This window comes from Spirochaetota bacterium (genome assembly GCA_040756435.1).
In the GTDB taxonomy this organism is placed as follows: domain Bacteria; phylum Spirochaetota; class UBA4802; order UBA4802; family UB4802; genus UBA4802.
The window spans coordinates 1-20,328 of the sequence record JBFLZD010000010.1 but is presented as its reverse complement, the minus strand read 5'-3'; the positions used below and the strand labels follow the sequence as shown (position 1 = coordinate 20,328).

The window sequence follows — 20,328 nt, the reverse complement described above, 5'->3', positions numbered from 1 at the left end:
AAAATTTAACGTGATTGTAACATATATTGTTAAAACGCTGTTAACGCAGCACGCAGGAAGCTTGTTATTGGTGCCTGTTCACGGGTATCTTCAATAGTATCCTGCAATTGCTTGATCAAATCAGTTGCCTGTCCATGAACAGTATCTTCGTTAATTATCTTGCCCAGTGTGCCTTTTCCCGAATTAATTTTATCAGTTATATCACGCAAATTCTTAACAGTGGCATTAACATTTCCCCTATTATCAGCAATGAGACGCGAAAGCAGTGTAAAAGGGTCGGTAACTGCAGTTCCCACAAGATTGTCCCTGGTGGTAATAACTGCATACTGTTTGCCATTTTCGTCCATAGGTGTTCCTGGATTAATACTTACATACTTCCCAGCCAGAGCTGTTTCATTTCGTACCATAATTTCATAATTTTCATACAGCGTAAAATGATTATATAACCGTAATTTTACAACAACATTATTATCAATTAATTCTACTGTATCAACATATCCCGACAGCACCCCATTAACCCGCACTTTATCATCTGCCGACAAACCTTCAACATCCTTAAACACAACTGTCATTGGGTAATATGTATGTGTTTCAAAGATTTCTCCACTCATTATTATAGTAAAATAGCCCAACACCGTAAGAGCTATAATAACTATTATCCCTACCGCTATCTCCTGTTTCATATCACCCTCCAATAGTATAATAATTATAACACATCAATTGGTCCTTCTAATGAACCTGAAATAAACTGCCGTACAATTGGGTTATCAGTATTCCGTATTCCATCAGGTTCATCACATTGTATAATTTTTCCATCATACAGCATTGCAATCCTATCACCAACCGCATAAGCACTATCCATATCGTGAGTTACAACAACCTGTGTTATTGTATAATCTTTTTTTAATTGATTTATAATAGTATTAATTAAACTGGACATCACTGGATCAAGCCCTGACGTTGGCTCATCATATAAAATAATTTGGGGATTACGTACCAAAACCCGTGCCAAACTTGCACGTTTTTTCATTCCACCACTTATTTCAGCTGGCATCTTATCCCGGGCTGATGTGAGTTGTAATAAATCCATCTTTTCTTCTACAATTCGTTTTATTTCATCTGGTGGATACAATTTATGCTCTAACAGGGGAAGGGCTATATTTTCCTCAACGGTCATCCAGTTAATTAATGCCCCTGATTGGAATACAAATCCAATTTTTTCCCGTAATCTATCTCTCTGGCTTTTGCTGATACTGTTCATTTGTTCACCATCAACTAAAATCTGTCCGTTATCGGGTTCAAGCAATCCTGCAATATGCTTTAATGTTACTGTTTTACCTGTACCTGAACGCCCAATGATAACAAACGTTTCACCTTTTTCAATTTTGAAACTCAAGTTATTGAGAACCTTTATTCCACTGAGTGTTTTGGTAACATTTCTGAATTCAATCATAATTTACACATTTTGATGACTATAGAATTTTATTTTCCATAAAAAAGAGCTGTAATATAGTATCCCACAATGAGTACCATCAAAAATGATGACACAACAGAATTGCGTGTTGCTTTCCCCACACCTAACGCTCCGTTTGTTGCTCGCAAACCATTAGCACAGCTGATGGTAGAAACCATCATACCAAAAACAAAAGCTTTCAAAAGCCCAACATAGGTAGCCTTGAAATGCAATGAATCAAGGACATGTGTATAATATACATCAAAGCTTACATCCAGCTGAAAGTATGCAACAATACCACCCCCAATACTGCCCAGCAGATTAGTATAAATTGTAGCAATAGGCAACATAATGGCAAGAGCTATAACTCGTGGCATGACTAAAAACTTAACAGGACTTATTGCCATCATCTCAAGTGCATCTATCTCTTCTGAAACTGTCATGGTACCAATTTCAGCAGCCATGGTTGAACCAACTGCAGCAATTAAAATAATTGCTGTGACAAATGGTGCCATCTCCCGTGTTAGCGTTGCTATAATAATATTACCAACCAGAGCCTGCTGCTGATACGGCTTTAATTCAAGCCCTGTTTGAAGAGCAAGTATCATCCCTGTAAAAAGTGCAACTATTGATACTACAATAAACGTTTTAACCCCTGCATAATACATCTGTTTTAAAATTTCACGGCGCTTTTCAAACGCTGCTTTAGAATAATATACAACTTCTAAAAAGAGCAGCATACAATATCCCATCATTGCAATAATATTCAGTGTATTTGTACCGATATCGCTTATAAAATTAATGACAGTATGTTTAATTTTTTCTACCATATTCCAGCCTTAAAAAAGCTTTAGGTATATAAACTATCCCTTTTAAAAATTTTACATAACAATTCAAATAATAAGGGAACTTCTAAAAACTGTTTTTTGGATGTTCCCTTGTGGGCACAACATATAGGACAAAACCGCTTTCTATTTTAAGAATAATTTCCAAAGAAAGCAGTTTTTAAAGGTCCCCATAAATATTAAAATCGTAATGAATAAACCGTTGCGCCTGGCAATGTACTTACACACAAAAAGCTTAAATCCTGTACTATTATACCACCTTCTGCATTCCGCACTGAAGCCAACTTTTTAATTCTGGCTTTATAGGCTTTTTTATCCTTAACGTTTTTATATACTGGTATCCAACCAATACACAATTCCTGTACAGCATCATCGTTGGTATAGCTGAAAAAAGATAACAATAATGATAAATGATTTAGTACATTACTTCTTTCGCTATATGATATAATGAATGGAATCTTCATTGCAAAATAATTATTATTCCATCGCTGAAAATACGTTCGTAATAACAGCCCAAAGCGTCTATCCCCATTTGACTGCTTGGAATACTCAATAATACTGAAAAACGGCTGGTACAGGCGTTCATAGCCCTCTTCATCCCTGAAAGGAATTATGGAAAGAAATGCAAAGGAACTATCGCCCCTATCATTGAACTCATAATGAAACAATGGCCACAATTTATAAAAACGCCAGTGCTTCCCATACCGCTGGTGCTCATTGTTGTAATCCCTCTTAAAATACCAGAAAAGAATTCCATATATGGAATACTGAGATTCATACCCGGTTGCTTGTTTTTCAAGTACAAAGTAAAAAGGTGTAATAAAAAAAGTGGTTTTATTTTTTTCAATATATTTCCCATAGAATGGAAAATATATACGCTTATAAATAAATGGATCATCACAATCACGTATCTGAACAAATGGCCATGGAAAATTTATTTCAAGATTTCCATGTTTATCATTGTAACCCCATGAAAAGAAAGGCCACAGTAAAGAAGAGCTCTGGGCCTTGCCTGATTCAAGCCAGCGCCGTGCATACAAAGGGACAAAGAAAACAGTATGCATGATGTCATTGCCAATATATTCCTTGCGCACATTATATAAAAGCCCGTATGAATACGTATCATAAAATCCTTTCTTTTTACTGTGGGCATATATTGGCATGATGCGTAAATCATCACGCACAGGGCTTTTACCCCACTGAATAAGTGGCCACAAAATTCCATGCGCATCATAATCTTTACTGGTATAATGAACATAGACAGGTACCAGTGAAGCAACTAAATACACAGCCATACCATAATATGATGTTGTTGGATACAGGAAGAACAATGCTACACCCGGGAAAAAATATGTTGTGATTGAATCAGTTGCAAGCTTGCCTTTAATGGTTCCACCAAATGGCCACACATGCACATATCTATCTTTTTCATCTGTTGAAGTGCCATACAAAAGAAATGGGAAAATACCAGTATCATTTTCGTAATGATGTGGCCCCCAGTAATCAACAGATTCATAGAAGCCAAACACACCTTTAGCAGTATGCTGGCGTTGTGTGGTATATTTCCAGTATAGTACTGGCATTAACGAAGCAGTGAATGAAGAATCATAGTAGATGTTTTTCAGGTATACTGGCCGGTAAACTGTATATGTACTGTTATAATACTCACCCTTTTCATACACAAACCAGAACCAGTCAAAATCATTACCTGCTAAAGCGCACGTGCTCATAGAAAAAACAACAAAAAAGCCAACCGATATCAGATGTAGTATTCTTCGTAATCCGCTATAGTGCATGTATAATCTATGTAATGATACCCATTTCATTGTATAACAGTTTTCAGCCAACAGCCATTCCTTCTCAATATTTGAAGTTAACCAATTCATAAAACATGTATAGTGTCATTATACATAAGTCAACTTAAATTAGTCTATTTACGTAAACTATCGCTTTTTGAAATTCAATCAATTATTTTGTTACAGTATTCTGGGCGATAGTTACCAGGAATCAATTGCAAAATGTAATTGACACAACTATAATAAAGAAATCATCATTATTCATTATTAAAAATAAAATGCGATAGTTATTATTATTCTGAGTCAAATGCAAAGAATCCCATGTTCAAAGACAGGATTAAAAAATCCCTTTTTCTATGGGACTACATAATGGAGGTTGCTATGTATTTAAAAAATATTCCCGGTTACTTTTTTTTAATCATACTGGTGGCTGCTATGATTACTGTTATTTCATGTAAAAAACAAAATACACTGGAAAGCTTAAAAACTAATACCTTAAAATGCATGACCATTAATGTATGGTCCGGGCTTGATTATATTGGCACATTTAAAATGGGTGAATATGAAAGTCCAGAAATACGTGAAAAACGATATCAGGCACTTTTAAAAGAAATAGCAAAATACAATCCTGATATAATAGCTATTAATGAAGCCAACTTTCTACCCTATTATGTTGAGAAGCTTGCAAAAGACATTAATTACGACTACATTTACCATGTTGGAGTAGCAGGCCTTAAGATTGGAAGATACGGCATTCCTGTAAACTTAAAAGAAGGTGATGCAATCCTTGCCCGTAAAGGATTGCATCTACAAGAGGTTGGACACAAACAACTTTCGGGTGGAGGAATTATTACCAATTATTTTTCATTCCATACTGAAGATGCTACACAGGTACTGATTGGCAGAGTGATAGTTAATGCTAAACCAGTGTATGTTGCTGTAACCCACTGGCACGCTTCACCTATGGATACACCACACACCAGGATGTTGCTGAAAGAATTACAGCAAAAATTTGGTTATACTGATGCTGAATACCAGGATGCTATCAAAAAGCTTGAAGCAGATAATACGTGGCGCAAAAATGAATCAAAGCTTATGGCAGAATATTGCAAAGCAATAGTCCCTGAACATGCACCACTCATCGTTATGGGTGATTTTAACGCAACAGTTGACATGCCTGAAATGCAATATTTTTTACAACAGGGATTCCAGGATACTTTTGTCCAACACAAAATTGCCGACGCGTACACATGGAATCCATTGAAAAATCTTAATATACAAAAATATTACACAATAGATACCAATAAAATATTTGAATCATTATATACACACGTAAGCAAAATACATGAACTTGAGCCAAAGCGTATAGATTATGTTATTGTTAATACATCAATATCACCTGATAAAATAATTAATTCAAAAGTTTGCTGTGATACTATTTACGATGGCATACATGTATCGGACCACTTTGGTGTGTATGCTGAAATAAGAATTGATTAGAACTGTGTTTAATGAAATAGTAAAATATTTTAAGTTGACATTACATTGATAAATCTTTATAATGAAGCAAAATAAGTAAAAATCATCAAGGAGGTCATTAGGAGTATGAAGAAAATCATATATGGTTGCATGGCACTGCTGTTATGCTGTTCAATTGGCATTTTATATGCACAGGATGAAAAAGCAAAAGAAGCACAGAAAGTTTTAGAACAGGAAAAACAGCTGAGTGACCAGGTATATAAAGAAATTATTATAGAAGATTTTGAAACAACAGATTATACCGATAAAAATATTAGTTTACGGGTGGTAAAAGACGAAAAGGCAGGAGTAGCAATGCGGACCGATTATCCTGCCCCTGTACAAAACTCAAAACGGTATTTAGGTGTAAAGGTATTTGCAAAAAGCGGTTCGGTATTAACAATTATACCCGCAAAACCGTTGATTATTGATAAATACTGCAAATACATAAACATGTGGGTATATGGAAAAAATTTCTCAGGTGAGCTTTCAATTTTAGTTAAGGATGCAAATGGTAATATCAAACGTCTGGTACTGGGGAAGTTAAACTTTTTAGGATGGCGTAAATTGTCAGTTCCCATTACCGATGAAATAGCACAGGAAGATAAATATTTAGCACAGAAAAGAAACATAGAAATTGTGAAGATACTTTATAATCCAAGCACTTTAGAACGTCTACCTGCCTGGAATTACTTTTATATTGACGATATTACAGCCATAGTCCGAGAAAAATATGTAGATAGGCAAAGTGACGAGTGGTAAAAAATAAGGATACAGGGAGTGTCTCAAAGGAACATCTTTGCAATGACTTTTACCTTCCTGTCATTGCGAGGAACGAAGTGACGAAGCAATCCCATCTTTCGTGGTATTGAGACTGCTACGCTGTGCTTGCAGTGACGTACACTGTGGTCATTGCGTGCTTCACGGTTTCTTTTGAGACGTCCCCTGTTCACAAATTTTTATTTGATTACATGATATAATGGAATTAGTACTTTTAATAGTAGCAATACTGTGTGCCATTGGTGGTATTTTGGGTTCGGTATTTCCAATACTTCCCGGACCACCACTGAGCTTCTTTGCACTTATTCTTCTTAATTTCAGTGGTTTTGCTTCTTTTAGTTTCACCTTTTTACTTGTTGCAGGAGCTATCGCCGCAATATTGACTGTGCTGGATTACATTTTGCCATCATGGATTGTTAACCGCTTTGGTGGCTCAAAAAAAGGTGTACTGGGATCAATGATTGGGCTTATTGTGGGCAGTATTCTATTACCATTCATTGGTATTGTTATTGGCCCTTTTATTGGCGCATTTATAGGCGAGCTTATAGCTCAAAATGATGCAAGGATTGCCCTGAAAGCAGCCTGTATGACATTTGTTGGTTTTTTAATAAGTACGGGCTTTAAATTAGGATATACTATCACAATAGCATATTATATAGCTAAAGCATTAATGGGGCAACCCGCATTGCCCACCTACCACATTATTTAATAACTTTTACACAACTTTTCCCGTAAAATATTTTTTACATCATCTGCCTTTGAAATTAGCTTCACGTCGCTCAATGAAGGCTCTGACCCCTTCCTGAGCATCCTCACTTTTCATGATGGGCAAAAGGTCGGGAAGTAACCGCGCCAGTGCTGCTTTAGCCCCTTCCACACGCGAAAGCCGTGCTGAACGCAAGATGGCTCTGACCCCTAGTGGTGCCTGTTTGGCTATAACTTCAGCAATTTCAATTGCACGATCTAACTGTTTACCTGGCTCAACCAGCTCCTGTACCAGCCCAAGGCGGTAGGCTTCCTGTGCATTCATCTCATCACCAGTGAGTAAATACCGCATGGCATTGCCCCAGCCTATCTCCTCAAAAAGCCTTACGGTTGCACCACCAACAGGATAAATACCCCGCTTCACCTCAATTTGCGCTAAACGCAAGTTAGTAGCAGCAACACGCACATCCGTTGCAAGCATAAGCTCCCATCCCACTGTGAAGCATATACCCTGCACTGCCGCCACAATTGGCTTTGATACTCTATTATCCTCATCAATGCCAAAAGGATCCTTGCTGTCAGCCGGCAGTGTGGGATACTCACCCTTTGAAAACGGCTCAACCCACTGTACCAGGTCAAGTCCACCAGTAAAATGTTCACCATGCGCAAAGAGCACGCCACAACGAAGATCATCATCAGCATCCAGCGTGCCATATGCTTTTGCCAGGTCCCAGTACATATCGACATCAAACGCATTGCGCTTTTCAGGGCGGTTGAGCCCAATCAGCAATATGTGTCCTTTCTTTTCAATGGTTATTTTTTGTGTCATAGAAACCCCTGTTCAGTATTATGTAATAGCTATAAACAAATGGTATACTATCAATGTATAATGTCAATACCATATTCTATGCGATAGTAACTGTAAAATTATCTGGCTTGCTATCATTAACCTTTTATGAAGATCTACTGCTAATAACAATTCGTGATAGATAAAACATAAAGTGTATTATCTCTGCCGGAATATCGTCACTTATGGTACACACCCATTTGTTTGTTACAAGCCCTGGCCTTTTAATCATTCCTATCTCTATATTGTTTCTTTCAATGATGAAATAATTCTTAATGCTTAATTGAGGCGATGAAAGAGATAGTTCCTGTGAATTATATTGTATTATAAACTTATCCGTGAAAAAACTTGGTTTTATTGCAGTTGCTATTACTGCATTATTCTCATTGGATGAAAATAACCATTTTCCCATTAAACTTTCACGATATGCAATGTATTTTGTATCATTGACGGTAATAATGCTTCTATATTTAAGCCAGGGAACTTTATTTACTATTGTACCAATAATTTGACTATCATTATACACTTCAAATTTAGTACCAAGCCAATCAACAGTAACTAACGTATACATAATTATTACATCGCTTCATAGTGTGATATATACACATAATAATTGGGTATAAATCCAAAATATTCTTTTTTATACACCAGATAAATAGTCAACCTATACCTTTTGCCCACTTTAAGATTCTCATAATTATCAACAATACCTGCCACATGATAAAAGGGCCCAGAGCGCGTGATGCCATCAATATAAAGGAGTTTCTTTTCTTCACACTTTTCTTTTAAAGTAATTGTTACATGCTTCACTAGCGGTGGCATGAGCATTCCAAAAATTTTATCCTTTTCAAAAAGCAATTGGTTCCCATTTTGGCTTTCTGTATCCAGTAATATATATTTATCAGGAGTTATGGCTTTTATACGTTTGAGTTCCTCTTGACACTGTAAAATTCTTTTTGCCATTTTTTGGGCACTTACCATATCACCTTTTTCTTCCGCTACCGTATGTTTATTTTGATAATTTTCTAACTCCCAGGTAATAGCATTTATTGTTGCCTGTATGCAGCCGGATTTTATAGTAAGGAAATCGTCAGCATATAACACTATAATAACCAGTAAAGACAACCCTGCCAATATAAAAATATTTCTATTCATTATCAATCTGCGGATCTCCCGGCATCGGAATATCATACTCACTGTTATTATTTGATGGGCTTGTTGGTGTATCAAACCCTTTTCCCGCCTCTTCTCTTGAACCTTCGTAGTTGCCCTTTTCTGCTTCTTTTTGGGCATTTTTTGAATCGCGCTCAATTGCCTTTGCATCATCATACACACTGGTATCACCTGCAATAACTATGCCAGTTACCATACAGCAAACCATACACATAACAACAAATATCAATATTCTTTTCATTTGTGCCTCCAGAAAAATTACGTGCGCTTCTAAAACTAACTTCTTCCTAAATTATTCATATACTAAAAAGCAGTTTTATCTTCCTTATATTGTGCACACAAGGGAACATCCAAAAAACTAGTTTTAGAAGCTCCCTTATTTGGTAACATTTATATTCAATATAACACTTTCCCATTGTTTGTTGTTGAGCCCAGTAGCCGTTACTGCAAAACCACGGGTTACTGCTAACCGTTCCTCAGTGTTGACAGTTTTAAAACCTTCACCCTGCAGTTTCTTCATATCCAGCCATTCAACCTTTTTCTCCGTAAAGAACAATGTTATTGTATCCTCTCCAGCAGGTTCTGTTACCGTTAACTCAAATCCATCATCATCTGCAGGAATTGAATATACAGTGTTTGCAGAAATCTTATTATCCTGCTTAAACTGGTTAGGGAAAAGAATAACTACTTCCCCGGTAGGTTGTATATCCACAATTGTTACATAGCCTGATTTGTTAGCTTTGAATTTAAACTTAACCGAATTTCCAATTTTTAAACCCTGGCCAGGACTTAGTTTTTTACCATCTTTTGTTTCAACCCAAAAATCAACGTGAATATCGGGGCTATCGTTACGCATTTTCTTTAAATTTTCCCGTGCCAAAAAACTTTCAATACCTAGAGCCAATTGGCTGCCAATCTGTTCTACCATCCCAAAAGCATTGCTTGACGCAGCAATTATCCTGCCTGTTTCAGTATGCACAGCACGGGCGCTTATATTATTTTTATCGATAGCTCCAAAAATCATAACCTTTATTCCTAAAATCTTTCCTTGCTGAAGAGCAGTTTGTTCATGTACCAGCCCTGTCATAGAAAGCTGGATTTCATTCACAATACTTTGCATCTGTGAACGCTCGACTAATTGAATAAACGGATACTGCTGTAAAACTTTAGTTAATTGTGATACAACCACTTCAGAGTGACTTTTGTTTGTGGCTGTAAACGGCATAATACCTGTAACAATATATTCCTGTGAATAAGCATCCAATGTTACAAGTGATGATATGATAATTGCTCCATACAATACTATTTTTTTCATAATTACTGTAACCTCCATTAACAATTACCTTTAATAAAAAAAGCAAATTCAAGTTTAAATTGCAATAAAAAAACAATTTTAATTTATTTTACTTTTCCAATAGGGAATGCCTGCCCATGTGGTGTAGCAGTTGGGTATTGGGATCTTTTGAAAATTTTCTCAGCCAATATTGGAACCTGATCATCAATATAGTTTGCTAGTTCTAGAGTTTTGATAAAACCATCGTTATCATAATCAGCTTTTCCTTTTAAACCTTCCACAAGCACATAGGTAAAAAGACCATGTCCCTGATATCCTTCCAACGCCTCCTGCTTTGAGGTAGAAGCTGATAATATTGTTGACCCAACTGCTCTTGAAAGTATCTTCATAGCTGTTTCTTCACTCATCCCACGTGTAAGAAAGGCTACCTGTAACGCTTCACTTAATTTGGCTGCATTACAGGTATCTATAACTATCAATTTTTTTGTTGAAGGCACGTTAGCAATCAACTCTTTTAATGCAACCTGGCTTATTGCATCCTCTTTTACTTTAGCAGTACTTAATGAACCAACATTGGATGTTACCAAAAAATATTCTCCATCATCTACTATGCCATGACTGGCTACATAAAATACAAACACATCTTCTGGATTTAAATTCTTCAATTCTTTAAGAGCTGAAATAATATTTTCTTTAGTCGTTTCTTCTTTTTTAGTTAAAAGTTTTACAGAAACATTATCAAATAGTGGCTGGGAACTATCTTTTAATGCTTGAGCAAAAAGTTTTGCATCAGCTACAGCATATTTTAATTCTAATTTTGGATTCTTGTATTCATTGATGCCAATAACTATTGCAAATAGTGATGGCCGAACATTGGGTTTATATGTTGAAATTACTTTATAAATAGCAGGATTACTTGCAACAGTACCATCTTTATCAAATGCTATTGCTCTGATAATGTTTTGACCAGTGAGAATTTTAATAGAATATTTTCTATACATTTCTTTATCATTTATTTGTTCCGTGATTTGAATTCCTCTTCCATTATCCAGAACCACGGATGTATCATTGAGATAAATTCTAATATCACCAATACCACCTCCCATATCGATAAGTTTTAAAGTGATCTGGATCTCATCAACATCAACCTTTTTGGATGTATTAACAATTTCTACTACAGGTGGTTTTTTTACTTCAGCAATTGATTTATGTTCTTTTAGGGAATTGCCTATAATTGCCAGTTTAACCAGATCAGGCCTGTAAAAGGATTCTCTATAATTTTCTATACTATATACAGTATTCCCAATACGAACGTCTAAATATTTATCGCCTGTGATTGAAGCAGTGTAATACCCTTCTGGTGTTATAATAATCCATTCATCATCATTAAAGCTTATGAATTGAGCTATCTCTTTTCCAGAACTAACATCCCACTGTCGTACAGTCCCATCCCAACTGCCCGAAAAAACATATCTGCCTGTTGCATCAAAAGAAACAGATTGTATTGAACTCAGGTGCCCCTTAAACGTTTGGATTTCTTTGCCAGTATCTATATCCCAGAGACGTAACGTTGTATCCTTGCTTCCAGAAAGCAATAATTTACCATCCTTACTAAATGATACACTGGTAACATCTCCTGTGTGGCCTTTAAATGTTACTATTAATTTTCCACTAATGCTATCCCATAACTTAATGGTATTGTCTTTGCCACCAGAAATTATGTATCTTCCATCGGGACTGAATGCTACTGATTCTACCCAAAACTCATGGCCGGAAAAAATATGAACTATGTTTGAAGAATCCCTTTCCCATAAAATTAAAGTTTTATCCCAGCTACCTGATACTATATATTTACCATCAGGACTAAATGCTACTGAAGAAACATAATCTTTATGCCCGGTAAATGTATTTATTTCTTTTCCTGCTAATACATCCCAAAGTTTTATAGTTTTATCCTCGCTTCCTGATACTGCATACTTACCATCAGGACTAAATGCTACAGAGGTTATCACTCCTTGATGTCCGCTTAATGTGAATATTTCTTTGCCAGTTACTATCTCCCATATTTTCAATGTTTTATCTTCACTTCCCGTAATGACATATTTACCATCTGGACTAAAGGCTACTGATGTAATATAATCTGAATGACCTTTTAACGTTTTAAATTTTTTCCCTGTTTTTAAATCCCATAATTTAATAGATTTATCTTCGCCCCCAACAGCTAAATAATTTTTCCCAGGTTCATACGCCAGTGATGTAATTACACTTGCGTAACCTTTAAACGTTAAAATTTCATTTCTTATTTCAATATCCCATAATTTAATTGTATTATCTTTGCTCCCCGAAATGGCATACTTGCCATCAGGACTAAACGCTACTGACGTTACCCAGTAAAGGTGACCTACCATAGTATAGATTTCATTTCCGGTTGCTATCTCCCAGAGCTTTATTGTTTTATCTTCACTTCCTGAAAGTATGTATTTTCCATCAGGGCTAAATGCTACCGAAGTCACACCCCCTTGATGACCTCCGAATGTATATATATTCTTGTATGTTTGCATGTCCCATAGTTTTATTGTTTTATCATCACTTCCTGAAACAATATATTTATCATCAGGACTGAATGCCACTGACGTTACCAATCCTATGTGACCTTTTAGAATAGCAACTTTTTTACCAGACTGAACATCCCATACTGTTATAGCTTTGTTTTCACCACCCCCCGCAATATATTTTCCATCATGACTGAATACAACTGATACAATGGCCTCTGAATTCCCTTTTAATGTATAAATTTCTTTTCCTGTGTTCACTTCAAATAGCTTGAGTGTATTGTCTCTACTTGCTGTAAGGATATATTTACAATCAGGGCTATATGCTACTGCTTCAACCCAAAACCAGTGACCCGAAAAAGTATTAATACACTTTCCCGTTTCAACTTCCCATAGTTTAGCTGTATTATCACGGCTTCCAGATAGAACATATCTTCCATCAGGACTAAATACTACTGAAGTTACATAATCTGAGTGCCCAGTAAATGTTCTTATTTCAATCCCAGTTTTTGCATCCCACAGTTTAATGGTATTGTCTTCACTACCTGAAATTACATATCTTCCATCAGGGCTAAACGCTACTGAAGTCACCCAGTGAGAGTGTCCTAATTGAACAAACATTTCAGGTTTATCTTTTGCCAAGACAAAAGAATTAAAAACGCTTAATATAATCAATAGGAAAAGAACTCTTTTCAAATTATTCCTCCATCTGTTTCCACTAAATTACAAATTTATTATTTTGCTACATAAAAATTTCAAGAATTTTTATAAAACAAAAATGTATAAAAAATTTAGTAAACATCTCCCAAAAGTACAATGTTGCGTACAACCTGTCCAAACAATAACCAGATATAATATTTTTTGCTCCATAGGATCTTCACATAAAATTTAGTTGATTAAATACCTTGTACAATAACAATCGCTCTGAATATTGTATAATACTATACTACATTATGAACGATACAAAATTATGGATTGCCCTATCACGCATTGAAGGTGCAGGGATTGCTTCTCTGAAGACAATTCATACAGCACTTTCTCATCTCAATCTATCACTGTATGATATTTTTGAGTTAGAACCAAAGGCAATAGCTCATGAAACAGGCTTATCATTAGAGTTGAGTCAGCTTATTGCAAAGATCGCAGTAACTATCGAAAAAATTGAAAGTGAATATGAAGATTTAATTGATAGGAACATTGAGCCAGTCCTTTTTTTTGACACACGCTATCCAGAAAAAATTCTGAAGAATGTTGATTATCCACCCCCTGTGTTGTATTACTTGGCCAATATGGATATCATTAAAACAAGAAAAGTTGCAATATTATCCGACCACAATGCCAGTGAGCGTGGGTATCACATAGCGTATCATGCCGCAGCTATTGCCGCTCAGCATTCCGTCACTGTGGTAAGTGGCTTGGCAAAAGGCCCGCAAACCATGGCACATCGTGGCGCTGTAGAAGCGGGCGGTAACACCATTGCAGTCCTACCTATGGGAATAAATGTACTTTCAATACCTGATGTATTGAAAGATATCGTTACTATGTCCCAGTGGCTTTTTATATCGCCATTCAATCCTCAGGAAGAATATGCCCTGCACAATTCATATAAACGTAACAGCCTAATTGCAGCAATGGTTGATGCGCTCATCATCATTGAAACAGGAAACAATGCCGGAAGTTTTGAAGCTGCAAAAAGTGCGTACAAATACAATACACCATTGTTTGTGGTTGAATATGCACAGTATCCCCCAAGTGCCTCAGGCAATCCTGTCCTTATAAAAGAATACAGGGCAACTCCATTGCGTGGCCGCATACAAAACGATGTTCTGGTTCCTAACATGGATGCATGCATTGCAAAGATTAAATGGGGCGATAGTAACTAGGTAATAATTATTGACAACAACCAGCTTTTGCCGATAATCTATACTAGAAGCACCATTTTAACGCATTGAATCATTTTGCCGTTTTGCGCATGTTTTAACGTGTCATTCTATTCACATTTTTTCCATTGGCATTTTGACAAAAGCAGCAAGGAGAAATCTTGATACATAATGTCATTCTGAGTACCAACAAAATTGAGATTATGAATTTCTTTTATCACCATGGGATTCCATGAGCTCTATGTACACTCAAAATGAATATCTGGATAATACAATTTATTATCTCCACATGTTGGGCTATTACAAATGACACAATAATTAAATCGTATTGTTGGAGGGTAACCACATGAAATACTATGAAGCCATAGAAAAATTTAAAACGTATAATATAGTTCTTCTTTGTGGTCTTTATGGATCAGGTAAAACTGAATTTACAAACATGTATTTTAAAAATTCAGGATTATATCGTATATCACGGTTGGAGCTAAGAAAACTTATGTATGAAATGACACATTTTGGTGAACCATGGGCAGCAGAAAAATTTTCTGAAGAAGATGATGTGCTGGCTAAACATGTTGAACGCAAGATAACTGAACACTTTATTCAAAATAAGCACAATGTATTGATAATCAACACATTTATGACAAAAAAATCCCGACAACGGTTTATCACTATTGCAAAGGAAAATAAAAAAACTATAGGTGCCATCTTTCTGGATACACCACTTGAAAAATGCATTGAGCAAAGCAAACGGTTAAGTCTTCCCATACCGGAATATGTCATCAGGCAATTGTATAACAAAAAAGAATTACCCAGTAAGCTTGAAGGATTTAATGACGTACTTATTATCAATGATTTTACTCTAAACCAGTAAAAATACTAAATAGTATTCAGCAAATCACGGTAGTTATCATTATCAATTTCAATTTCCGGAACAAAACTTTTTGCAGGCATGCCAAAGAGAGCAATACATATAGCATCAATAAGTCGTATGTGATACTGTTCTTTGATAGGATCAACTACGGGAAATGTTTTCCGCACTGACATTAAAAATTCCATACTATAGGATTCCATAAGTCTATTAAATTCATACATATCCCACAATTGCTTTTGTAAACGCTGTTTATATATTGACAATGCAGTGTATATGTCTGTTTCATCATATACAATGCTTGTGAATAACTTTATTGAATCATATATTAATAATTCTTCACTTTCCTCTACCAGAGCATCTGCAATTTTTTGAAACATGTGTAAATCATGATTTTTTGCAAATAAACGTATTGCAATACGTGCTGCAATATATTTATTGAATAATTCTTCTTGTGGGGAAATAGCAATATTTTTCTTATCTAAATAAAGTTTATGTATAAATGCACTGCAATACGATGAGTTACTACAATTGATACTTTTTCCTTCTATAGTAATTGAAATATAATGAATAGCTTTTTCAATGCTGCCTGCTATCGTTGCTATATCTTCACCGTTTACACCAGACATTGGTATATATGGTTCAATAATCTTCCTGAAATGTATATCAGGTACTATAACAAGATCAATAATCCCATTTTCATCTGATATATGTTCAGCAAGTTCCTGTGGATCAATCCCCAATGTTGATTCAACAAAATGCAGCACCGCGCTATCTACTGTAAATGGTTGCTGTAAGCGTTGTAGTATTAATTCATATATTTTTGTTAATACATTTTCGTTCATATATCACACACCTGTTGAAAACATATCTTAAAAATAAATATCGGTTATATTAAAAACTATAATTTCATCATGCGGCATGAAATATCAATTTAGTACCAAAGTGTTACATTATCAATCGTTTTTGTTACCATTACATATTAAATATATAGTAAAACATACAACAAAAATATATATAAATGAAAGTGCCAAATCAAAACACAGCAAACTTATAGGCTTTCTACATTTTATCTGCCTAACTCAAGCACACCCTAATTCAAAGTGGCATGCCTGTACTGTTTACAATTAAAATAAGAATTTTTATACATATATACTGAAATTATTGCAGTAATAATTCCTTAAAAAATTTCATAAAGAATAAAGTCTACAAGGGGCCGTCTCAAAAGAAACGGTAGGGCATGCAATGGCGTGAGCGCAATGTCATTGCGAACGAAGTGCCTGTGCTGAGCTTGTCGAAGCGAAGCAATCTCAATGCCCCTCAAAAGCAAGATTGCTTCGTCACTTCGTTCCTCGCAATGACAGGAAGGCAAAAGTCATTGCAAAGAGGTGTCTTTTGGGACACCCCCGGTGTACACTATTTTATATTTTATTCAAATTTCAACATTTAGAAATAATTAATGAAATTATTGACAAAATATAATATAGTAAATTATATTTACTATTGTAAACATTGTTTATTTTTTTATTATACTTATTTACCGTATGGCCAACCATACTGAAAAAAAAACGAATCGATATTTGTCATTCTTATGTAAAGGTCACAAATTTAATTTTTATAGGAGGCATTATGGCACTGAATACTACTTACACCTTTGATGAATATCTAAAATGGCGTCAAAACGTGGACTATTATGCAGATGATCTATTTTTACAAAAGGTAACCCATTATTTTGCAAAAGATGATTTTGAAAAAATTGACCATGCTGCCCGTAAGCTTTCGACATTAGCTTCTTACCGATGGCGGGACATAGCTGATACAATAGCACAACCACACAACAGAATTTTCATACAACATTACGATGGGCATAATCACAGGATAGACCGCATTGTACGCCCAAAAGAACTTGAAGAAATGGAAAGGGAAGTATTTGGCCAGGGATTATTTTCATCTAAAACGCTGCCATGGGAACGTCTGGTAAAATTAATACTTATATATGAAAATGGAGAAGCAGGTATTGCCTGTCCATTAGTATGTACCGAAGGACTGGTTGCACTTCTGGAAAAATACCATGACCATACTGAACTGGAAAAAATTTTACAGCATTGTAAAGAAGGGATTGACGGTGAGTTTGCAATTGGTGCCCAGTACCTCTCCGAAATTCAGGGAGGATCAGATGTTGCTGCCAATGATATTGAAGCAGTAGATAATGGTGACCACTGGCTTCTTTACGGTAAAAAATTCTTCTGTTCTGCAACACACGCAGATTATGTTGTTATCACTGCTCGCCCAAGGGAATCTGAGCATGTTGGCCTTTTTGTCATGCCGTCTTGGATTGATAAAAAAAATGGAAAACGCAATGGATATACTATCGACAGACTTAAATGGAAGTTGGGAACAGCCGAACTTCCTACAGCAGAGATTACATTCAATGGAGCTATCGCCTATAAAGCTGGGCCAATAGAACGAGGTATTGCCAATGTTGTAGGTATAGTCCTGACACACTCCCGGCTCACGGTAGGGTTATCAGCAGCAGCTGCCATGATACGTGCTGCGCGCGAAGCAACACAGTATGCACAGTTCAGAACCGCATTTGGATTCCCCATTAACCAATTCCCACTGCTCAAACGACAGCTTGATGAAATTAATCACTATGCACAACGGACACTGGCCGGTGCATTTAAAATCTACGAGATGTTTCAGTCATTACCTGGCGGATTAAAAGGTGGCCTTGTGACAGATGAAGATGTAGAAATTCAAAAAAAACGTTTCCGTGTGCGCATCCTTATCATGCTGCAGAAGATAGTTGCTTCATGGGATGCTACTGATATCTTGCGAAAAGCGATTTCAGTATTTGGAGGCCATGGCGTTATGGAAGATTTTTCAAGCCTGCCACGACTTTTCCGTGATATGATGATCAATGAATTATGGGAAGGTCCACGCAATGTGCTTTTAACACAAATGTATCGCGACATTCAACGCGCTTCAGCATGGTACCCGGTACATGATTTTATTCACGATATCCTTTATAATGCAAGCAACAAATCAATTGATGAGATTGTTGCATCATTTAAGGAATGTTTGCAGATTAATTTTATTTACCCGGGACAGGAAAACGAGCATCTTTGTATTATGTGGGAAAATGCATGCCATGACCTTTTGCATGAATTTCAGAATTGTGCATTACATGAAGTAGAACATGCAACGGAGTTAACATCACTTAGAAAATAGCTGATACAGCATATCACCCAACCTGTTCATATGCTGGTGTATGTCTTTCTGACTTCTGCCGGGATAATTGTGAAATGTAATGACAACGCCATTCATTGCAGCAAATAAACTATGAGCAAGGAGCCTGGCATGTTGCCTGCGTTCAAACAACTTTGTAAACTGATCCAGCAATCTGCGTTCTGCTTCATTAAGCTTTTCAACAAGATCCTGGTTTAAATGTGCATCCAGCATAAAATGGGTCATCATCTTGAAATACTGATCATGCTTCATCAAAAATTTCAAGAATGTGGCGATAGTATCTTTTAAAGGATTTTTATTGCGAGAAATAACATGTTCAAGGTCATTGATTATTTTTTCTGCACCTCGCAAGAAAGCTTCCACAAACAATGACTGCTGGTCCGGAAAATAGCGATAAATGGCACCTGCTGTAATACCTGCTTCTTTAGCTATATCTCGCATTGTTACTTGATTGAAAGGCTTTGTTGCAAATACTCGCTCTGCAGCATCAACAATAATCTTTTTCCTATTTTCTTTCTCAGATTCTTTTAACTGCTGGAATGATTTAATATTTTTCATAAATGTTTTTTTCAACATGTTACTGAATATGTCAAGTTAATATTATTCATTGGCATATAATTAATTATTGTATTGTTTAATATTATAAAGTCCAATATGGTTTGTAATTTTGCTATTATCGAATACTGAAATGTGTTGAAAAAACCTTATATTCTCTAATAAAATGCTTGCACTGATAGTTATCGGTAGTATACTTTGCCACAATAAAAATATACATTGGGAGGAAATAATGGATTTTGAAACTACCACCTGCATTTCTTTGCAGCATTTAGCCATCCTTCAAGAAGATGCACAAAAATTAGATGTGCCGCTTAGGACACTTATTGTATACATGGTTATGTATGCAGCAAAGAATGAGAAAAAAAAGTATGTGGCATTTAAACGCATAGCCTATCGCAAGCGCTGTACAGACAATCCGTGGAAAAGGGTACATTTAGTGTTATATCAATCGGAATATGAGTTTTTCTTAGATGTGAAGAAGTTATGGAAGATGTCGCTTGCCAATATTATTGCATTTTGTGTGGATAATGTGCTGGAAGAATTTTTTTTGTATTTCAAAGAGCGATTAAAAGAAATAAATACCGATAACTATCCTGAAAACTTGCCCAGTTATTATGAAAACAGGTCATATACCTTTGATTTTCACCGTGAAAACGGCATCCATTGCCTAAAATTCTATTGGGGACCACCACCGGAACTACTAAAATAAGGTGTTTCTATCATAAGTCCCATATTCTATAATTATCGCCACATTATTATACTATATTTTTGATGTGCTATCTACGCAAGTTGCACTAAAATCTTTAT

19 protein-coding genes are annotated in these 20,328 nt (G+C 35.8%); 7 read left to right on the top strand and 12 right to left on the bottom strand.

Translation table 11 applies throughout. The annotated features are described in order from the left end of the window. Nucleotides 1-29: 29 nt before the first annotated feature. The 4 genes from AB1444_04525 to AB1444_04510 all read right to left on the bottom strand — a co-directional run bounded on the left by AB1444_04525 (nucleotide 30) and on the right by AB1444_04510 (nucleotide 4,184). Nucleotides 30-683, bottom strand: coding sequence for an MlaD family protein (locus AB1444_04525; protein ID MEW6525918.1), 654 nt, complete (start codon nucleotides 681-683; stop codon nucleotides 30-32). 23 nt (nucleotides 684-706) lie between these two features. Beyond that, on the bottom strand, nucleotides 707-1,453 hold the full coding sequence (locus tag AB1444_04520) for an ATP-binding cassette domain-containing protein (GenBank protein MEW6525917.1): 747 nt from the start codon (nucleotides 1,451-1,453) through the stop codon (nucleotides 707-709). Between the two features lie 29 nt (nucleotides 1,454-1,482). Beyond that, nucleotides 1,483-2,283: an ABC transporter permease gene (locus tag AB1444_04515; protein ID MEW6525916.1), complete on the bottom strand. Its 801-nt coding sequence runs from the start codon at nucleotides 2,281-2,283 to the stop codon at nucleotides 1,483-1,485. 194 nt (nucleotides 2,284-2,477) lie between these two features. Further along, nucleotides 2,478-4,184 carry a hypothetical protein gene (locus AB1444_04510; GenBank protein MEW6525915.1) on the bottom strand — a complete coding sequence of 569 codons (1,707 nt, stop codon included), beginning with the start codon at nucleotides 4,182-4,184 and terminating at the stop codon, nucleotides 2,478-2,480. Between the two features lie 291 nt (nucleotides 4,185-4,475). Here AB1444_04510 and AB1444_04505 point away from each other — a divergent pair, with 291 nt between their 5' ends. The 3 genes from AB1444_04505 (at nucleotide 4,476) to AB1444_04495 (ending at nucleotide 7,101) form a co-directional block, all read left to right on the top strand. After that, complete coding sequence (locus AB1444_04505) at nucleotides 4,476-5,594, top strand: endonuclease/exonuclease/phosphatase family protein (protein MEW6525914.1); 1,119 nt, start codon at nucleotides 4,476-4,478, stop codon at nucleotides 5,592-5,594. A 105-nt stretch (nucleotides 5,595-5,699) separates the two neighbouring features. Continuing rightward, on the top strand, nucleotides 5,700-6,374 hold the full coding sequence (locus AB1444_04500) for a flagellar filament outer layer protein FlaA (protein MEW6525913.1): 675 nt from the start codon (nucleotides 5,700-5,702) through the stop codon (nucleotides 6,372-6,374). A 217-nt stretch (nucleotides 6,375-6,591) separates the two neighbouring features. After that, entirely contained in the window at nucleotides 6,592-7,101 is a 510-nt protein-coding gene (locus AB1444_04495) for a DUF456 domain-containing protein (GenBank protein ID MEW6525912.1), read from the top strand. Between the two features lie 39 nt (nucleotides 7,102-7,140). Here AB1444_04495 and AB1444_04490 read toward each other — a convergent pair whose 3' ends face one another. The 6 genes from AB1444_04490 to AB1444_04465 form a co-directional block, all read right to left on the bottom strand. Then, nucleotides 7,141-7,926, bottom strand: coding sequence for a crotonase/enoyl-CoA hydratase family protein (locus AB1444_04490; protein MEW6525911.1), 786 nt, complete (start codon nucleotides 7,924-7,926; stop codon nucleotides 7,141-7,143). 124 nt (nucleotides 7,927-8,050) lie between these two features. Then, nucleotides 8,051-8,515: a hypothetical protein gene (locus AB1444_04485; GenBank protein ID MEW6525910.1), complete on the bottom strand. Its 465-nt coding sequence runs from the start codon at nucleotides 8,513-8,515 to the stop codon at nucleotides 8,051-8,053. A gap of 5 nt (nucleotides 8,516-8,520) precedes the next feature. Further along, nucleotides 8,521-9,099 (bottom strand): hypothetical protein, encoded by a 579-nt coding sequence (locus AB1444_04480; protein ID MEW6525909.1) that lies wholly within the window; start codon nucleotides 9,097-9,099, stop codon nucleotides 8,521-8,523. Next, nucleotides 9,092-9,358 carry a hypothetical protein gene (locus AB1444_04475; GenBank protein ID MEW6525908.1) on the bottom strand — a complete coding sequence of 89 codons (267 nt, stop codon included), beginning with the start codon at nucleotides 9,356-9,358 and terminating at the stop codon, nucleotides 9,092-9,094. The genes AB1444_04480 and AB1444_04475 overlap by 8 nt, the downstream gene beginning before the upstream one ends. A 135-nt stretch (nucleotides 9,359-9,493) precedes the next feature. Beyond that, complete coding sequence (locus AB1444_04470; protein MEW6525907.1) at nucleotides 9,494-10,432, bottom strand: DUF4384 domain-containing protein; 939 nt, start codon at nucleotides 10,430-10,432, stop codon at nucleotides 9,494-9,496. 83 nt (nucleotides 10,433-10,515) lie between these two features. Continuing rightward, nucleotides 10,516-13,659, bottom strand: a complete 3,144-nt coding sequence (locus AB1444_04465; GenBank protein ID MEW6525906.1) for a caspase family protein — start codon at nucleotides 13,657-13,659, stop codon at nucleotides 10,516-10,518. A 257-nt stretch (nucleotides 13,660-13,916) separates the two neighbouring features. On the opposite strand from AB1444_04465, the gene AB1444_04460 reads away from it, so the two are divergent. Beyond that, nucleotides 13,917-14,846, top strand: a complete 930-nt coding sequence (locus AB1444_04460) for a DNA-processing protein DprA (protein MEW6525905.1) — start codon at nucleotides 13,917-13,919, stop codon at nucleotides 14,844-14,846. 343 nt (nucleotides 14,847-15,189) lie between these two features. Continuing rightward, complete coding sequence (locus tag AB1444_04455) at nucleotides 15,190-15,717, top strand: AAA family ATPase (GenBank protein ID MEW6525904.1); 528 nt, start codon at nucleotides 15,190-15,192, stop codon at nucleotides 15,715-15,717. Between the two features lie 5 nt (nucleotides 15,718-15,722). On the opposite strand, the gene AB1444_04450 is transcribed toward AB1444_04455, so the two are convergent. Then, nucleotides 15,723-16,559 (bottom strand): hypothetical protein, encoded by an 837-nt coding sequence (locus AB1444_04450; GenBank protein MEW6525903.1) that lies wholly within the window; start codon nucleotides 16,557-16,559, stop codon nucleotides 15,723-15,725. Nucleotides 16,560-17,343: 784 nt separating this feature from the next. Between AB1444_04450 and AB1444_04445 the strand changes: the two genes are divergently transcribed. Next, the gene (locus tag AB1444_04445; protein ID MEW6525902.1) at nucleotides 17,344-18,945 is read left to right on the top strand and encodes an acyl-CoA dehydrogenase family protein; all 1,602 of its coding nucleotides are present in this window, start codon (nucleotides 17,344-17,346) and stop codon (nucleotides 18,943-18,945) included. Here the strand turns inward: AB1444_04445 and AB1444_04440 are convergent. Then, nucleotides 18,931-19,521 carry a TetR/AcrR family transcriptional regulator gene (locus tag AB1444_04440; protein MEW6525901.1) on the bottom strand — a complete coding sequence of 197 codons (591 nt, stop codon included), beginning with the start codon at nucleotides 19,519-19,521 and terminating at the stop codon, nucleotides 18,931-18,933. The genes AB1444_04445 and AB1444_04440 overlap by 15 nt on opposite strands. A 229-nt stretch (nucleotides 19,522-19,750) precedes the next feature. Here AB1444_04440 and AB1444_04435 point away from each other — a divergent pair, with 229 nt between their 5' ends. Next, a complete protein-coding gene (locus tag AB1444_04435; protein ID MEW6525900.1) occupies nucleotides 19,751-20,230 on the top strand; it encodes a hypothetical protein in 480 nt (159 codons plus the stop codon). The last annotated feature ends 98 nt before the right edge of the window (nucleotides 20,231-20,328 follow it).